The 15,256-nt window shown below is 65.9% G+C and carries 13 protein-coding genes; 6 read left to right on the top strand and 7 right to left on the bottom strand.

Features of this window, described 5'->3' with window-relative positions; all coding sequences use genetic code 11:
* The first annotated feature begins 25 nt into the window (after positions 1-25).
* Positions 26-3,142: an efflux RND transporter permease subunit gene (locus GDN70_RS27095; protein ID WP_028143190.1), complete on the top strand. Its 3,117-nt coding sequence runs from the start codon at positions 26-28 to the stop codon at positions 3,140-3,142.
* A 3-nt stretch (positions 3,143-3,145) separates the two neighbouring features.
* Here the strand turns inward: GDN70_RS27095 and GDN70_RS27090 are convergent, their stop codons facing one another.
* From GDN70_RS27090 to GDN70_RS27070, 5 genes are all read right to left on the bottom strand, one after another.
* The gene (locus GDN70_RS27090; RefSeq protein ID WP_038971541.1) at positions 3,146-4,108 is read right to left on the bottom strand and encodes an amidohydrolase; all 963 of its coding nucleotides are present in this window, start codon (positions 4,106-4,108) and stop codon (positions 3,146-3,148) included.
* A gap of 51 nt (positions 4,109-4,159) precedes the next feature.
* A complete protein-coding gene (locus GDN70_RS27085; RefSeq protein ID WP_370091933.1) occupies positions 4,160-4,444 on the bottom strand; it encodes a hypothetical protein in 285 nt (94 codons plus the stop codon).
* Positions 4,445-4,550: 106 nt separating this feature from the next.
* A complete protein-coding gene (locus tag GDN70_RS27080; RefSeq protein ID WP_038971540.1) occupies positions 4,551-5,948 on the bottom strand; it encodes a TolC family outer membrane protein in 1,398 nt (465 codons plus the stop codon).
* A 221-nt stretch (positions 5,949-6,169) separates the two neighbouring features.
* Positions 6,170-6,949, bottom strand: a complete 780-nt coding sequence (locus GDN70_RS27075) for an enoyl-CoA hydratase (RefSeq protein WP_152103277.1) — start codon at positions 6,947-6,949, stop codon at positions 6,170-6,172.
* Positions 6,950-7,083: 134 nt separating this feature from the next.
* Positions 7,084-7,770 (bottom strand): hypothetical protein, encoded by a 687-nt coding sequence (locus tag GDN70_RS27070; protein ID WP_038971539.1) that lies wholly within the window; start codon positions 7,768-7,770, stop codon positions 7,084-7,086.
* Positions 7,771-8,062: 292 nt separating this feature from the next.
* Here GDN70_RS27070 and GDN70_RS27065 point away from each other — a divergent pair, with 292 nt between their 5' ends.
* Positions 8,063-8,608, top strand: a complete 546-nt coding sequence (locus GDN70_RS27065; RefSeq protein ID WP_028143185.1) for a sigma-70 family RNA polymerase sigma factor — start codon at positions 8,063-8,065, stop codon at positions 8,606-8,608.
* Between the two features lie 2 nt (positions 8,609-8,610).
* Positions 8,611-9,249, top strand: coding sequence for an NrsF family protein (locus GDN70_RS27060; RefSeq protein WP_028143184.1), 639 nt, complete (start codon positions 8,611-8,613; stop codon positions 9,247-9,249).
* Positions 9,250-9,260: 11 nt separating this feature from the next.
* Here GDN70_RS27060 and GDN70_RS27055 read toward each other — a convergent pair whose 3' ends face one another.
* Entirely contained in the window at positions 9,261-10,364 is a 1,104-nt protein-coding gene (locus GDN70_RS27055) for a DUF2336 domain-containing protein (RefSeq protein ID WP_038947809.1), read from the bottom strand.
* Between the two features lie 63 nt (positions 10,365-10,427).
* Complete coding sequence (locus GDN70_RS27050) at positions 10,428-11,585, bottom strand: GGDEF domain-containing protein (RefSeq protein ID WP_028143182.1); 1,158 nt, start codon at positions 11,583-11,585, stop codon at positions 10,428-10,430.
* A gap of 438 nt (positions 11,586-12,023) precedes the next feature.
* On the opposite strand from GDN70_RS27050, the gene GDN70_RS27045 reads away from it, so the two are divergent.
* The 3 genes from GDN70_RS27045 to GDN70_RS27035 are packed head-to-tail and all read left to right on the top strand — an operon-like array spanning position 12,024 to position 15,017.
* Positions 12,024-12,593, top strand: coding sequence for a sigma-70 family RNA polymerase sigma factor (locus tag GDN70_RS27045; RefSeq protein ID WP_018315733.1), 570 nt, complete (start codon positions 12,024-12,026; stop codon positions 12,591-12,593).
* Positions 12,590-13,285, top strand: coding sequence for a hypothetical protein (locus GDN70_RS27040; RefSeq protein ID WP_028143181.1), 696 nt, complete (start codon positions 12,590-12,592; stop codon positions 13,283-13,285). The genes GDN70_RS27045 and GDN70_RS27040 overlap by 4 nt, the downstream gene beginning before the upstream one ends.
* Positions 13,286-13,301: 16 nt before the next feature.
* Positions 13,302-15,017: a S8 family serine peptidase gene (locus GDN70_RS27035; protein WP_028143180.1), complete on the top strand. Its 1,716-nt coding sequence runs from the start codon at positions 13,302-13,304 to the stop codon at positions 15,015-15,017.
* Positions 15,018-15,256 lie beyond the last annotated feature (239 nt).

Below are 15,256 nucleotides of genomic sequence, written 5' to 3'. Positions count from 1 at the left end.
AAACTGAAGACAAATTGAAGACCTGATGGATCGTCTCGTCGCCCTTGCCGTCAACCGGCGCTTCCTGATGGTCGGGATGTTCGTCGCCGTGCTGATCGGCGGCGTCATCGCGTTCAACCAGCTCAACATCGAGGCCTATCCCGATCCGACCCCGCCGATGGTCGACATCGTGACGCAGAGCCCGGGGCTGTCGGCGGAGGAGATCGAGCGCTACATCACGATCCCGATCGAGACCCAGGTCGCAGGTCTGAAGAACCTGACGACCATCCGCACGATCTCGCTTTACGGCCTCTCCGACGTCAAACTCCAGTTCTCCTTCGCCTACACCTATGACGAGGCGTTGCAGCAGGTATTGAACCGCCTGGCGCAGCTCGCGCCGCTGCCGGGCAACGTGCAGCCGCAGATCTCGCCGCTCAGCCCGATCGGCGAGATCTTCCGCTACCGTCTCGTGGGTCCGCCGAACTACAGCGTGCTCGATCTCAAGACCATCCAGGACTGGATCCTGCAGCGCCGCTTCCGCGCCGTGCCTGGTGTCATCGACGTCACCGGCTGGGGCGGCAAGAGCAAGACCTATGAGCTCCAGGTCGACTTCAACAAGCTGGTCGCCAACGGTCTGACGCTGCCGCAATTGCTCCAGGCGGTCGGCAATTCCAACGTCAATGTCGGCGGCAATACCGTCAATATCGGCCAGCAATCGGCGGTCGTGCGCGGCGTCGGCCTGATCCGGTCGATCGACGATCTCGCCAATACCATGGTGGCGCAGACCGGCGGCAATCCGGTGCTGGTCAAGGACGTCGCCACCGTCACCGTCGGCCAGAAGCCGCGCCTCGGCATTGCCGGCCTCGACGAGTCCGACGACATCGTGCAGGGCATCGTCCTGATGCGCCGCGGCGAGCAGAGCTCGCCGACCATCAAGCGTGTCCACCAGCTCGTTCAGACCATCAACAATTCCAGCATCCTGCCGCCCGGCGTGCGCATCGAACGCATCTACGACCGCGGCGACCTGATCGAGCTCACCACCCACACCGTGCTGCACAACATGGTGGTCGGCATTCTCTTGATCGTGCTGTTGCAGTGGATCTTCCTCGGCGACCTGCGCAGCGCGCTGATCGTCGGCGCCACCATTCCGTTCGCGCTGTTCTTCGCCGTCATCATCCTGGTGCTGCGGGGGGAATCGGCCAATTTGCTGTCGGTCGGCGCGATCGATTTCGGCCTGATCGTCGATGCCACCGTCATCATGGTGGAGGCGATCTTCCGCCGTCTGACCCAGACGACGCCGATGTCCGAGACCGAACATATGTCCAATGAGACTCTGTTCGGCATGAAGAGCCACGCCATCCTCAGCGCGGCCGCCGACGTCTCGCGCTCGATCTTCTTCGCCGCGGCGATCATCATCGCGGCCTTCCTGCCGCTGTTCACGCTGTCGGGCGTCGAGGGCAACATCTTCGGGCCGATGGCCCGCACCTATGCCTATGCGCTGGCCGGCGGGCTGCTTGCGACCTTCACCGTCACGCCGGCGCTGTCCGCGATCATCCTGCCCGCGCATGTCGAGGAAACCGAGACCAGGGTGATGCGGATCCTGCACCGGTTGTACTCGCCGTTGCTGCAGTGGGCGGTCGCCAACCGCAACATCGTGCTCGGCGGTGCGGTCGGCCTCGTGCTGATGACGGTGGCGCTCAGCCGGATGCTCGGCCTCGAATTCCTGCCGAAGCTGGAAGAGGGCAATCTCTGGATTCGCGCCACGCTGCCGCCGACCATCTCGCTCCAGGAAGGCAACAGCTACGTCAACGAGATGCGCAAGGTGATCCGCGCCCGGCCCGAGGTCGAGTCCGTCGTGTCTCAGCACGGCCGTCCCGACGACGGCACCGACGCCGCCGGCTTCTTCAATGCCGAGTTCTTCGCGCCGCTCAAACCGATCAGTCAGTGGCCCGGGACCCGCGACAAGGAAGAGCTGACCGCGCAACTGCTCAAGCAGCTCGACGATCGCTTCCCCGGTGTCGAGTTCAACTTCTCGCAATATCTCCAGGACAACGTCTCCGAGGCCGTCTCCGGCGTGAAGGGCGAGAACTCGATCAAGCTGTTCGGCAGCGACCTGCAGGCGCTGACCGACACCGCCAACAAGATCAAGTCGGTGCTGGCCACGGTGCAGGGCGTCACCGACCTTGCGGTGTTCACCTCGCTCGGCCAACCGACCGTCCAGATCGACATCGACCGCGCCAAGGCCGCGCGCTACGGCCTTGCGCCGGGCGACATCAACGCCACGATCAAGGTCGCGATCGGCGGCGACACGGCGGGCGATCTCTACGAGTCCGGCTCCGATCGTCACTTCCCGATCATCGTCCGCCTCGCGCCGGAATACCGCAGGAGTGCCGAGGCGATCCAGAATTTGCGCATCGGCGCACCCGGGCCGAACGGCACCGTCACGCAGATTCCCCTGAGCGAGGTCGCCACCATCAGCCTCGTCTCGGGCGCGGCCTACATCTATCGCGAGCAGCAGGAACGCTATCTGCCGATCAAGTTCTCGGTGCGCGAGCGCGACCTCGGCAGTGCGATCCGCGAGGCGCAGCAGAAGATTGCCGAGCAGGTGCAGCTGCCGCCCGGTTCGCACATGGACTGGGTCGGCGAGTTCGGCAACCTTCAGGACGCAATCCGGCGGCTGTCGATCGTGGTGCCGATCTCGCTGGCGCTGATCGGCGTGCTGCTCTGGTTCAATTTCGGCTCGATGACCGACACGCTGCTCGCGATGAGCGTGATCCCGATGGCGATCTTCGGCGGCGTGCTGGGACTTTTGATATCGGGCACGGCATTCAGCGTTTCCGCGGCGATCGGCTTCATCGCGCTGTTCGGCATCGCCGTGATGGACGGGATCATCATCCTGTCGCAGTTCAACCAGCTCATCGAAGAGGGCATGGACCGCATGAGTGCGGTGGTGCGCACCGGCGAGCTTCAGCTCCGGCCGGTGCTGATGACCTGCGTCGTCGCCGGCGTCGGGCTGCTGCCGGCGGCGCTGTCGGAAGGAATCGGCTCGCAGGTGCAGAAGCCGCTCGCGGTCGTCGTCGTCACCGGCATGATGCTGGCGCCGGTCGTGATCCTCGTCACGCTGCCGGTCCTGATCTCGTTCTTCTCGCGCCGCGCGCGCTGACCGTCAGAATCCGTAGAGTCGTGCCGGGTTGTCGACCAGGATCTTCTTGCGCACATCGGCATCCGGTGCCCACACCGGAAGCTGGTTGAGCAGGCGGGCGTCGTCGATCTGATAGAGCGGCGCGATGTCGGTCGGCTTGCGTCCCTCGACACGGCTCGAATCCGGATGCGGCCAGTCGGTGCCCCAGACGATGCGGTCCGGATTCGCCGCGATCAGCGCACGTGCATAAGGCGCCATGTCCTGATAGTCGGGCGCGAGCTTTGACGAGCGATAGGCGCCGGAGATCTTCACATAGGCCTTGCCGGACTTCACCAGCGCAGCGAGATCGGAGAAACCCGGCTGCTCCAGGCCGAGCGAAGCTTCCAGCCCGCCGAAATGGTCGAACACGACAGGTACCGGCGCCGTCTCGACGAGGTCCTTGATCGCCGAGATCATAGGAAGCGTGGTGTAGAGCTGCACGTGCCAGCCGCGCGCCTTCATGCGCTCGACGGCGGTGGTGAAGCGTGACCTGCCGACATTGGGGTCGTTGACGCCGCCGGTTGCGAGATTGAGGCGCATGCCGCGGAAACCGTCCGCCTGCATCGCATCGAGCTGTACCTCGGTCGTCTTGTCGTCGATCACGGCGACGCCGCGCGCATTGGCGCCGCGTGCCTTCATGCCGAACAAGGTCGACGAATTGTCGGTGCCGTAGACGCTGGGGGTGACGATCACCACGCGCTCGATATGCAGCGCCTTGTGCAGTGCAGCCATTTCTTCGGGGCTTGCCGGCTCGGGCGTGTAGACGCGCCCGGCGAAGAACGGAAACTTCTCGACGTCGCCATGAATGTGAGTGTGGCAGTCGCAGGCATGCGCGGGGACGTCGAAATTGACCGGCGTCGCAGGCTGCGCCGCGCGGGCGTGGGCTCTGTTGGTCATGGCTACTCCGGCGGCGAGGGAGGCAAGCAGGACGCTGCGTCGATCGAGCACGGTTTCTCTCCCTGGTTGTTTTATTTGGCAGTGTGCCGGGACGGTACCACATCAGCCGGATCGAAGCTGCGCTTCGTTGCATAGCTGCTCGACAATGTCCGCAAGCAGACGTGAGCCGTCCGCGCGCACGACCGGGCAGGGCAGGCCCGCGAGCCATGCTTCATGCTTGGCGAGACTGCGACCTTCGCGATCCCCCGCTTCGTAATGAGAGGCCCATTCGACGAAGTCTTCGGTCTCGTCGTGGCGCCAGCCGCCCGGCGCGACGGCGTCAGCGCCGAAATGGGCGGCCTCGCGGGCGCGCAATCGCTTCATCCGGATCTCGCGCGGCGCGGTCACGAAGCCGGCCCGCGAGCGCCCGGCCGAGCGTCGTCACGCCGGAGCCCGAAGCGCCCGTCAGATGGATGCGGCGGCTTTTCATGGGCACCGGCCCGATAGATTGAAACTACTGCCCCGACGGCGTGCGCAGCCCGTGCCAGGCGTCGCGGACCTGGTGGTAGTGAACCTCGGGCAAATAATCCGGCGTGTTCAGGCTGAGCGTCTTGACGTCGAGATGGCCGATGGCGCTGAGCAGCGTGTAGGATGCGATGACGCGGTCGCGGTTGGCGCCGATCAGGCGGGCCTTGGCCTGGATCAAATCGGCCTGCGAGTTCAAGACGTCGACCGTGGTGCGTTGTCCGCCGGCGGCCTCGCGCTGCACGCCCTGGAGTGCGACGGTCGCAGCCTTCACTTCGGATTCCGAGGCCGACACGGTGATCTTGGCGCCTTCATTGGCGACCCAGGCGCTCACTGCCGCCGTGCGAGCCTGGTTGCGGACCTGGTCGAGCACGAGCCGGCTCTGCGCCGTGATCTCCTTGGCCTGCCGGGTCTGCGCGGCGGCCTGGCCGCCGTCGTAGATCGGCGCGGTGACATTGGCGACGATCGAGGCCTGGTCCTCGGCGAAGGTGCCGAGCGTCGGGTCGTTGTTGCGGCTCTTGCTGGCGTTGCCCTGGATGGTGGCGCTCGGCAGCAATGAGCCTTCGGCGATGCGGATGTTGGTGGAGGCGACATCGACGTCGAAGCTGGCGGCCATCACCGCCGGATGCTGGCGGATTGCCATGGTCATGGCGTCTTCGCGGCTCTTCGGCAGATAGCGATCGACGGCCTCGGCGGCCCGAAGCTGCGATGGAGCATTGCCGATCACTTGCGCATAGGTCGCCTGGCTGACGGCAAGCGCGACCTCGGCGGCGTTGAGATCGGCAAGGCCGCGGTTAAGGCGCGCTTCGGCCTGCGCGCTGTCGGTCGGCGTGACATCGCCGGCGTTGAGACGGCGCTGGGTGACCGAGAGCGTCTCGCGCAGGAAGGCGACGTTGGAACGCTGCGCTTCGACCAGCGACTGGTTGGCGAGCACGTTGGTGTAGGCGGTGACCGCGTCGAGCAGCACGCCCTGGCCGACATTGCGCAGCGCCTCGCGGCCCGACTGCACCTGGAGCTCGGCGGCCCGCACGTTGTTGGCGGTGCGGAAGCCGTTGAACAGGGTCTGCGTCACGGTGACGCCGATGATCCATGGCTTCAAATTGCCGGTCTGGATGGTGTTGTCGGGCAGCAGATTGCGCACCGATTGCAGGCCGGCGCTGAGGCTCGCCACGATCTGCGGCCGGTAACCGGCGAGGGCCTGCGGCACGTTCTCGTCCGTGGCGCGTTGTCGCGCACGTTCGGCATTGAGCTGTGGATTGGTCTGGTAGGCCTTGGCGAGCGCCTCCGGCAGGGCTTCGGCCCAGGCGGCGGAGGGCAGGGCGCAACACAGCGCCAGCGTGGTCCATGTCGCAAGCACAGGACCCACGCCCGATCGATGCCGCGTCATCTCGCGACCAGCTCTGGCGGTACGCCCAATCATGTAATCCCGCTTACCCCGGCTGTCCGCCCCCGCCGACGGTGGCCTCTTAACTGTTTAACCAGCCGAGGTCCCGCAGGCAAACTGCCGCGGGGGAAACCCCCATGAAATCCGTGCTTGTTGCAGGTGCGTCACAGGAGTTCTGAGGGAACGCGGCCGAGCCTTACACCAGCCTGACCCGTTCCCTGACGTTACCGATTCTTGTTCACCGGCTTGCGCTTCTCGATGAACGCCGCCATGCCCTCGGAGCGGTCCTCCAGCGCGAAGGTCGAGTGGAACAGGTTGCGCTCGACGCTCATGCCCTCGGCGAGCGTGGTCTCGAAGGCGCGGTTCACCGCTTCCTTGGCCATCGCGGCCGCAGGGCGCGACATCGCGGCGATCTTCTCGGCCGCCGCCATCACTTCGTCCATCAGCTTGTCGGCAGGCACGATGCGGCTGACGAGGCCGCTTCTCTCGGCTTCCGCCGCATCCATCATGCGGCCGGTGAGGCACAGGTCCATCGCCTTGGACTTGCCGATCGCGCGTGTCAGGCGCTGGGTACCGCCGATGCCGGGAATGGTGCCGAGCGTGATCTCGGGCTGGCCGAACTTTGCGGTGTCGGCGGCGATGATGAAATCGCACATCATGGCGAGCTCGCAGCCGCCGCCGAGCGCATAGCCGGCAACCGCGGCAACCGTCGGCTTGCGGCAACGCGCGATACGGTCGCCGCCGATCGCGGCGAAATCCTCGGAGAACATGTCGATGAAGCCCTTCGGCTGCATCTCCTTGATGTCGGCGCCGGCGGCAAAGGCCTTCTCGCTGCCGGTCACGACGATGCAGCCGATGGCGTCATCGGCCTCGAGATCGTCGACGGCAGCTGCGATCTCGCGTAAGACGCCGAAGGAGAGCGCGTTGAGCAACTTCGGCCGGTTCAGCTTGATGATGCCGACCGCGCCTTTGCTTTCGACGATGATGTGTTCGAACGTGCTCATGCTCCACCCACGCTTTTGATTGGGCGGGCAATGTGCCCGCTGGCGCGGTGAGCTTCAAGGGGCTAACGGCGGCCGGAACACGCAGCAAGATGCGCGTTCCGGGGAGGTCTCTCGGGCCAGGATCGGGCCCGCAATCACGCCATGAACATGCGGGCGGCGGACGCCAGCGTCAGCAGCGTGCCGACGCCGATGAAGATCTTGCCGATCAGGGAGCTCTGGTCCCAGGCAGAGCTCTGCTGGGTGCTTGCCATCACCGGTGCCGGCCGGGGCTGGGCCTCGGTTGCGGCAATCACCGCCTTCTGCGCCGGCGGGTTGTCCTGTTGCGCGGCGCGGTCGATGTCGTTGAGCTGATCGGGGGCGACCACCTGGCTCTCGGCGTTCGCAGCGTTGGTATTATCGGCCGCTGCCTGGACATTGGTGTTGGCGCGGTCTGTCATTGCCGAGGCCGCTGCCGCAGTCGGGGTGTCGGTGGTGGCGAGCTGCGCATTGGCGTTGGCGACCGCCGGCGGCATCTGGGTCGAGGCCGGGACGTTATTGTCGGCCGTGCTGTCGGCCTTCGTTTCGTCGGCCTTGTTGTCGGCCTTGGCCGGAGCGGCGTTCTTGTCGGCCTTGTCGTCGGATTTCTGTGCTGTCTTGCCGCTGGTGGTGGTGCGGCGTGACTCATGGCGCCGGTGCTTGCTCGGCTTGGCCGCGTCGGCCTGCTTGCCCGCGCTGTCCGAATTGCTTGTGGCCGAGTTTGGGGCCGCCTGTGCAAGGCCTCCGAACAGCAACAAAAGGCCGGCAAGAACAATCAGGGCCGCGCGCCCGCTGGCTTTCATCATGGTGATGATCTCCCCAATTCCGCCCGTCCCGGAAACGAACAGAGACCCCGGGGCGTGACGACAGCGGGGCAGAAAATGGGAATCTTCGGGCCACAACGGGCAAAACCGGGGCAGACCGGCCCCCCTGAAGCCAGCCGCCGGGTGCGGGACGGGCCGATCGGTGTTATGAGCCGTCGCAGACGTTTACGGCCGGACCGGTCGCGCGGTCCGGAGCATATCACGAATTCGTGATCGCGCCGGGCCCGCGTAACAAATTGAACGGACGGCCGAATTGCATTGGTGAGGGGCGCGCGTGCGCGGACGTGAGGACGAATGGACCGGCCTGATGCGGTCGGCCATGGCTGGCGATGATGCGGCCTATCATCGCCTGTTGAGGGCGGTCACGCCGGTGCTGCGCGCTGCAGCGAGGCGAGGCCTGGCACGGGCAGGCCAGCCTCCCGACCAGGCTGAGGATATCGTGCAGGAGATTCTGTTGGCGGTGCATCTGAAGCGGCACACCTGGGACAGCGAAGCCCCCTTCGCGCCCTGGCTGTTTGCCATCGGCCGCAACAAGCTGATCGACTCGCTGCGCCGGCGCGGCAGGCGCGTCTTCGTCAATATCGACGATTTCGCCGAAACCCTTCCGGGCGAGGCGCCCGAGGAAACCGCCTCCGCGGGCGAGGTCGCAGCCCAGCTCAACACCCTGCCGCAGCGCCAGCGCGACGTGCTGCAGTCGATCGCGGTCGAGAGCGCCTCGATCAAGGATACGGCGGCGAAGTTTTCGATGAGCGAGGGCGCGGTGCGCGTCGCGCTGCATCGCGGACTTGCGGCGCTGACGACTAAACTGCGGGACCAGTAGTCATGGACACCGATCAACTCATCCGTTCGCTCGCAGCCGACAATGCGCATCGCGCGCCGCGCGTCGGCGCGGTGCTGACCATGGCGCTCCTGGTGGCCGCGCCCTTGTCGATCCTGATCTTCGCGACGTTCCTCGGCGTGCGTCACGACGTGATGAGCGCGATGCGCAACCCGTTCTTCGACATGAAATTCGCGGTGACGCTGTCGCTCGCGATTCCCGCCATCATCGTCAGCCTGCATCTGTCGCGTCCCGAGGCCCTGCTGCGTGGCTGGGGCTGGCTGCTGCTGCTTCCTGTCGGGCTGCTCGCGGTCGCGATCGGCAGTGAGGCGATGATGGCGCCGGCCATGCCGACGACGATGCGCTTGATGGGTAAGAACTCAAGGGTGTGCCTGGTCGCAATTCCGGCGATGTCGCTGCCGCTGCTTGCGGGGGCGCTGTTCGGCCTGCGCCATGGCGCGCCGTCGCGGCCGGCGCTTGCCGGCGCGCTCGCCGGACTGGTGTCGGCCGGCCTTGCCGCGACGCTCTATGCCTCGCACTGCACCGACGATTCGCCCCTGTTCGTCGCGACCTGGTACACGCTCGCGACCGCGCTGGTGACGGCGATCGGCGCGGCGGTCGGGGCGAGGGTCCTGAGATACTGACGCGCCGGGCCTCACGCCGCCGGCGTCGTGCCCAGCTGCATGCGGTGGAAGCGCAGCACCTGCTGCGCGGTCGATGAGCGCAGCGCCTCGTAAACGTCGCGCAGCGTCAGCATGTCGGTCTGCGAGCCGCCGGAGAGCTTCTCGCGCATCGCGATGATGGCGCGCACGCTCGGCCAGGACATGCCGGCGACCTTGGCGAGGATCATCACGCCCTCGGTGCGGCTTTCGATCATCATGGTCTCGGCGGTCTCGACCGCGACGCCGGCGAGCGCCGCGAGCCCCGCATTGGTTTCGTCGAACTTGCCCTGCTCGGCGAAACTGGTGACCTGGAATTCGTTGAGGCGGCCGTCCTCGTGCAGTGACTTCACCAGCGCGCGCGCCATCTCGGTCTGCTTCGTCATGGTGGCAGCGCGGACCCTCTGGGCCACTTCCTGCACCACGCTCGACACCTCGTCCACGAGCTCCGGATGCGCGGCCTCGAGCTTCCTGCGCACGCTCAAGGACGCCTTCGCAACCAGCTTCAAATAGTGATGGCGCGGCAGGTCCGGCCGCTGACCGATGCAGGTGGCGAGGTCGTCGTCGCGTTCGGCGCGGGTGACGAGATCGGTGAGGCTTCCCTCGGAGAGCCGTGCGCCCGGATTGCCGACGGTCGACTGCACCACGTCCTCGTTGCCGCGCGTCACCAGCACGTCGGTCAGCGCTTCCGACAGCACCCGCCGCAGCGAGATCGCCTTGAGATGGGCTTGGCCCCTCGTGCGCGCGATCTCGATCAGGGTCGTCTCGTCCAGCCGTTCCGATTTCGACAGCACGGGGCCGGAGACCTCGATGACTTCGTCGAGCGCGAGCGTGCGCATGATTTTCGGTGGCGCGGCCGCGATCGGTGCGAGGCGGTCGGCGAGCAGCGCCTTGGCCGACGTCTCGATCTGCTCAATCAGGCACTGGAACACGTCGTCGAACACGCGGATGTGGTCATCGGAATAGTCCACCGAATTGCCCACGAACAGATCGGTGACGCGGCGCAGCGTCTCGACCCGGCGCGCGACCGTGCCGTGCGAGAGCGCAGCCTGCAGTTCCTCGAGCAGATTCTCGGATGTTTTTGCGGATCTGGATCTCATGGCCCTGTCCTGGAGCGCTCGGTCCGGCGGCGGGTTCTGTCGCAGCGGGAAAAAATGGATTGGTCAGCTCGTTGCAATGCGGTTGCGCCCTTGCGCCTTGGCGGAATAGAGCGCGCGATCGGCGCGCGCGAGAAACGTGTCGGCAGTATCGACGTCGCGCAGCGTCACCACGCCCGCGGAAATGGTCACCCGCATATTCAGGGAGAATGCGCTCCAGTCGAGATCGGCGATGATACCGCGCAAGCGCTCGAGCATGCGCTGTGCGGCGTCGTCCGACGTGTCCGGCAGCAGCAGGAGGAATTCCTCGCCGCCGTAGCGGCCGAAGCAGTCGGCCGGGCGGATGTTGGCGAACATGGTGATCGCGAAGGTGCGCAGCACCTCGTCGCCGACGGGATGGCCGTGGGCGTCGTTGATGCGCTTGAACCAGTCGAGATCGATCAGTGCGATCGCGCAGGGCATCGATGTCTGCCGCGACTTTTCGATCTCGGCGTCGAGCAGGCGCATGATGCAGCGGCGGTTGTAGGAGCCGGTGAGCTCGTCGAGCTCGGCCAGCTCCTCGATGCGCTGATAGGCGGCCTTCAGCTCGATGCTGCGCCGGTACAGGATCTTGCGCAGGGTGGCGCCGAACAGGCCGAGGAAGGCGCACTGGCCGATCACCAGCACGAAGCAGAGCATCGAGGCGGTTCGCTCCAGGCGGGTTGCAACCGGCAGTCCGATCGGCAGGTCCGAGCCCAGGAAGACCAGGGCGAGCCCGCAGGTGGCAAGGCCCCAGGTCACCATCGCCTGGCTCGAGGTCATCCGCAGCGTGCCAAACGCGAAGATCAGAAACAGCACGGCGATGAACGCGACCCCGACCGTCGGCACTGCGAGCAGGAACAGCAGCTGCAACGCCATATGCGCCGAGATCTGGAAGACGGTGAGGTAATGATCCTCGAACCGGTCGCCGAAGCCGGCTTCCGAGAGCACGGTAAACGTACCGATGATCAGGAGGCCGCCGAGCCAGAACAGCGATGGAACGGCCATGGAGACGGCGCCGCCATAGGCGTAGAGCAGCAGGACCGAGGCGCCCAGCGAATAGCTCGCCACCTGGCCGATATACATCTGGCGGCGCTGCCGGGCCCGGCGCGCCAGCACTTCGGAAGCCGCCGCCTCGGGCGTGAGCACGAGATCCGCGACCTCAGCGGCATTCCTCTCGGGAAAGGACGTCGCGGCCGTGCTCATGGTCCCGCCAATGGTGATGTCAGCGTAAAAATCTACGTGGCAAGCCTTTAGGTTTGGTATCCTTGGAAACCGAATCCGAACCGTGCAGCGCGGAACAAGGCGGTCGGCTGGCGGGAGAAATTTTGCCGGCGATCAGGTATCCGTTTGCGATGCGATCGAGCCTAAGCCGGGCTTGGCGAGACATATGTCGTGCAGGGCTGCTATGGAACCGGACGAGGCCGGGCCGCCTGTGCCGGACAGGCATTCCGCAGGGAAGTATCGCAGTATTATGTTACCGATCTGGATGAAGGCGGCCGATGGCCGCGGCTGGGACAAGAAAAATACGCGTATGTGGGGTAGGTCACATAGGCCACCGTATGACTGCGGTACGCTGAACAATTTTGCACCCCCGGTCGAACCGTCCGCCGCGCCGACCCGACCAACTTTGCGAGACGGGCATTGAGCGTGACACAGGCGGCTTCGGACGAGGTCCTGATCGCCAGGATCGCCCAAGGTGACCGGCTCGCCATGCAGGTGCTGTACGGGCGGCACCATGTCAGGGTCTACAGGTTCGGGCTGAGGCTCGTGCGGGACGAGCAGGCGGCGGAAGACCTCATCAGCGAGGTGTTTCTCGACGTCTGGCGTCAAGCCGGCAAGTTCGAGGGCCGATCCGCCGTTTCTACCTGGCTGCTGGCAATCACCCGTTTCAAGGCCCTGTCTGCGCTCCGGCGCAGGAAGGATTTCGAGCTGGACGAAGACGCCGCCAACGCGATCGAGGATACGTCCGACAATCCGGAAACGGTGGTGCAGAAAAAGGATACCAGTGAAGCGTTGCGGGAGTGTCTGACGGGCCTCTCGCCGGACCATCGGGAAATCGTCGATCTCGTCTACTACCACGAGAAGTCCGTGGAAGAGGTGGCCGAAATCGTCGGAATACCGGAGAACACTGTGAAGACGCGCTTGTTCTATGCGCGCAAGAAACTGGCCGAACTGCTGAAGGCAGCCGGCGTTGAGCGAGGCTGGCCATGATGGCTTTGAGCAAGAAGATGCTGGAGCAAGAGCCCAGTGAAATTGAACTGCTGCTGCCGTGGCACGCGGCCGGCACGCTGAACGCACGCGATGCGCGGCGGGTCGAGGAAGCGCTGGCGCGCGATCCCGGGCTTGCCAGGCAATATGCGGCAATCCGCGGCGAGTACGAAGAGACCATTCATCTGAACGAGAGCTTGGGGGCTCCGTCGGCGCGCGCGCTGCAGAAGCTGTTCGCCTCGATCGACGCCGAGCCGGCGCGGGCAAGCGGCTCGCTGCCGCTGTCGGCGCGCATCTCGACCTTCTTCGCGAGCCTGTCGCCGCGCACGCTGGCGTGGTCGGCGAGCCTCGGCGCCATCGCGCTGATGCTGCAAGCCGGAATCATCGGCGCCGTGCTGATGAAGAACCAGCCCGCGACCTTCCAGACCGCTTCGCTCTCGACCAGCGGTCCGATCACACGCGAACTCGGTACGACTGTTCCGCCGGCGCGCGCGCTGGTGCGCTTCACGCCCGAGGCCCGCGTCGCCGACATCACCGCGCTGCTCGACAGCTACCAGGCCTCGATCATCGGCGATGCCAAGGGCGGCATGTTCCGCCTCCAGTTCGACAAGGCGATGAGCCAGGACGAACTCGCCTCGCTGCTCGGCAAGATGCAGCGCGAGAAGTTCGTCAACCTCGCCGTCGCGGCGCCTTAAGCGCGCCGCTGATCCGATGACAGGCAAGTCCGAGAGCAGGGTGCGCGCCGGGGCCTACGCTTCATCGGTCGGCGCGGCGCTTTTGATCGCCGCCTGTCTCGGCGTCGAGGTTGCGCAGGCGCAGGCGATCATGCGCACGCCGACGATCAGCGTGCCTACGCGAACGCCGACCATCTCTCCGAGCATCGCCCCGCGCATCGCTCCGACCATCTCGGCCAGGGCCGTGTCCGTCGACCGCGGCCCGCGGACGATGGCGACCATTCCCCACACCACGACGTCGCGCCTGCGGCCGACGACGACGGTGCTGCCCTATGCGCGCTACTCGCCGAACCTGTATCCGGCCTGCACCGCGCCCTATCGCGATGCCGACGGCGAATGCCTGGCGCAGCCGAATGCCGGCGGCGGTGGCTCGGGCAAACCCGCCAAGAAGAGCGCCGGCAAGGGCCGCGGCAACGCCACGCCGGCCGCCGCCAATCTTCGCAGCTTCGCCAACGAATTCGTGGCCGAGATCGACGGCACATTGTCGCCCGATGATGCTGACGCGTTGGCCCGCCGGCACGGCTTGACGCGGATCTCGTCGGAGAGCTTCCCGCTGATCGGGGCTACGTTCGGTCTGTTTCGTGTCACAGATGGCCGGCCGTACGAGGCGGTGCGGCGCGAATTCGCGGCCGACGGCAGCGTGCGCTCGCTCCAGCCGAACTTCCGCTATGTGCTGCAGGACCAGAAATCGACGCCGCCCAGCGAAGGCGATCCTGCGCAATATGCACTGACAAAGCTCCGCCTGCCGCAGGCGCATACGCTGGCGCACGGCGCCAACGTCACGGTCGCCGTGATCGACTCCGGCATCGACACCAAGCATCCAGAGCTGGCCAATTCCGTCGCCGACAATTTCGATGCGCTCGGCAGCGCGGAGGGGCCGCACGTCCACGGCACCGGCATCGCCGGCGCCATCGTGGCGCATGACCGGCTGATGGGCAGCGCCCCCCAGGCGCGCATCATCGCGATCCGTGCCTTCGGTGGCAGCAATGGCGGCGCCGAGAGTTCGTCCTACATCATCCTGCGGTCGCTGAATTACGCCGCCGAGCACGGCGCGCAGATCGTCAATATGAGCTTTGCCGGTCCGAAGGACGCGGTGATCGAGCGCGCCATCGCGGCGACCGCCGCGCGCGGCCTCGTGCTGATCGCCGCCGCCGGCAATGCCGGGGCAAAATCGCCGCCGCTCTATCCGGCCGCCAATCCCAACGTGATCGCGGTCAGCGCGACCGATCAGCAGGACAGGCTGTTTACGGCATCCAACCGCGGCAATTACATCGCCGTCTCGGCGCCCGGGGTCGACATCTTCCTGCCGGCGCCGGACGGCAAGTACCAGATGACGTCGGGAACCTCGTTCTCGGCTGCCTATGTCTCCGGCGTCGCGGCGTTGCTGCTCGAGCGCAATTACACCTTGAAGCCGGAGGCGCTGCGCATGACGCTGGCGAAGACCGCGCGCGACCTCGGCTCCCCCGGGCGTGACGAGCTTTTCGGCGACGGCCAGACCGATGCGTTTGCCGCGGTCATGGCTGTTCCCGCCGACAGCGCGACGCCGGTTGCGGCTGCGTCCGGTACAACAAAACGTGAAGATGCCGGGAAGCGTCGCGATGAGCCTGGCACCCGCGCGATCGAACAACCCTCGCTGTCGAGTGCGGACGATAAATCCACGATTTCTCAGGCGGATAGGCCGGCGACGCGATAGCGGCTGCGACAAAGATGCGCGCACGTCCAAGCTCAAAAAAGCGAACCCCGCATTGAACGTTCAGCCAGCTGCCACGACCAAATTATGTGGGAGCGGTCATCCCTCCCCATCAGTCATATCAGGCGCGAGCGCCCATCCACCCCAAGCGCCCATATGGCTTGACCCGTCCGGTTGTCCCCCCGGACGGGTCTTTTCTTTTGGGCATCCGATTCTTCGAAGCCTCGCGTTCGTTCAGCTTG

The organism is Bradyrhizobium sp. TM102 (genome assembly GCF_009176685.1).
Taxonomy (GTDB): domain Bacteria; phylum Pseudomonadota; class Alphaproteobacteria; order Rhizobiales; family Xanthobacteraceae; genus Bradyrhizobium; species Bradyrhizobium ottawaense.
This window is presented reverse-complemented; position numbering and strand designations above follow the sequence as displayed.

Excerpts from the sequence above, each read along its gene's own strand:
- GDN70_RS27095 (WP_028143190.1), top strand. The coding sequence starts at position 26 with ATGGATCGTCTCGTCGCCCTTGCCGTCAACCGGCGCTTCCTGATGGTC.
- GDN70_RS27080 (WP_038971540.1), bottom strand. The coding sequence starts at position 5,948 with ATGACGCGGCATCGATCGGGCGTGGGTCCTGTGCTTGCGACATGGACC.
- GDN70_RS27075 (WP_152103277.1), bottom strand. The coding sequence starts at position 6,949 with ATGAGCACGTTCGAACACATCATCGTCGAAAGCAAAGGCGCGGTCGGC.
- GDN70_RS27070 (WP_038971539.1), bottom strand. The coding sequence starts at position 7,770 with ATGATGAAAGCCAGCGGGCGCGCGGCCCTGATTGTTCTTGCCGGCCTT.
- GDN70_RS27060 (WP_028143184.1), top strand. The coding sequence starts at position 8,611 with ATGGACACCGATCAACTCATCCGTTCGCTCGCAGCCGACAATGCGCAT.
- GDN70_RS27055 (WP_038947809.1), bottom strand. The coding sequence starts at position 10,364 with ATGAGATCCAGATCCGCAAAAACATCCGAGAATCTGCTCGAGGAACTG.
- GDN70_RS27050 (WP_028143182.1), bottom strand. The coding sequence starts at position 11,585 with ATGAGCACGGCCGCGACGTCCTTTCCCGAGAGGAATGCCGCTGAGGTC.
- GDN70_RS27040 (WP_028143181.1), top strand. The coding sequence starts at position 12,590 with ATGATGGCTTTGAGCAAGAAGATGCTGGAGCAAGAGCCCAGTGAAATT.
- GDN70_RS27035 (WP_028143180.1), top strand. The coding sequence starts at position 13,302 with ATGACAGGCAAGTCCGAGAGCAGGGTGCGCGCCGGGGCCTACGCTTCA.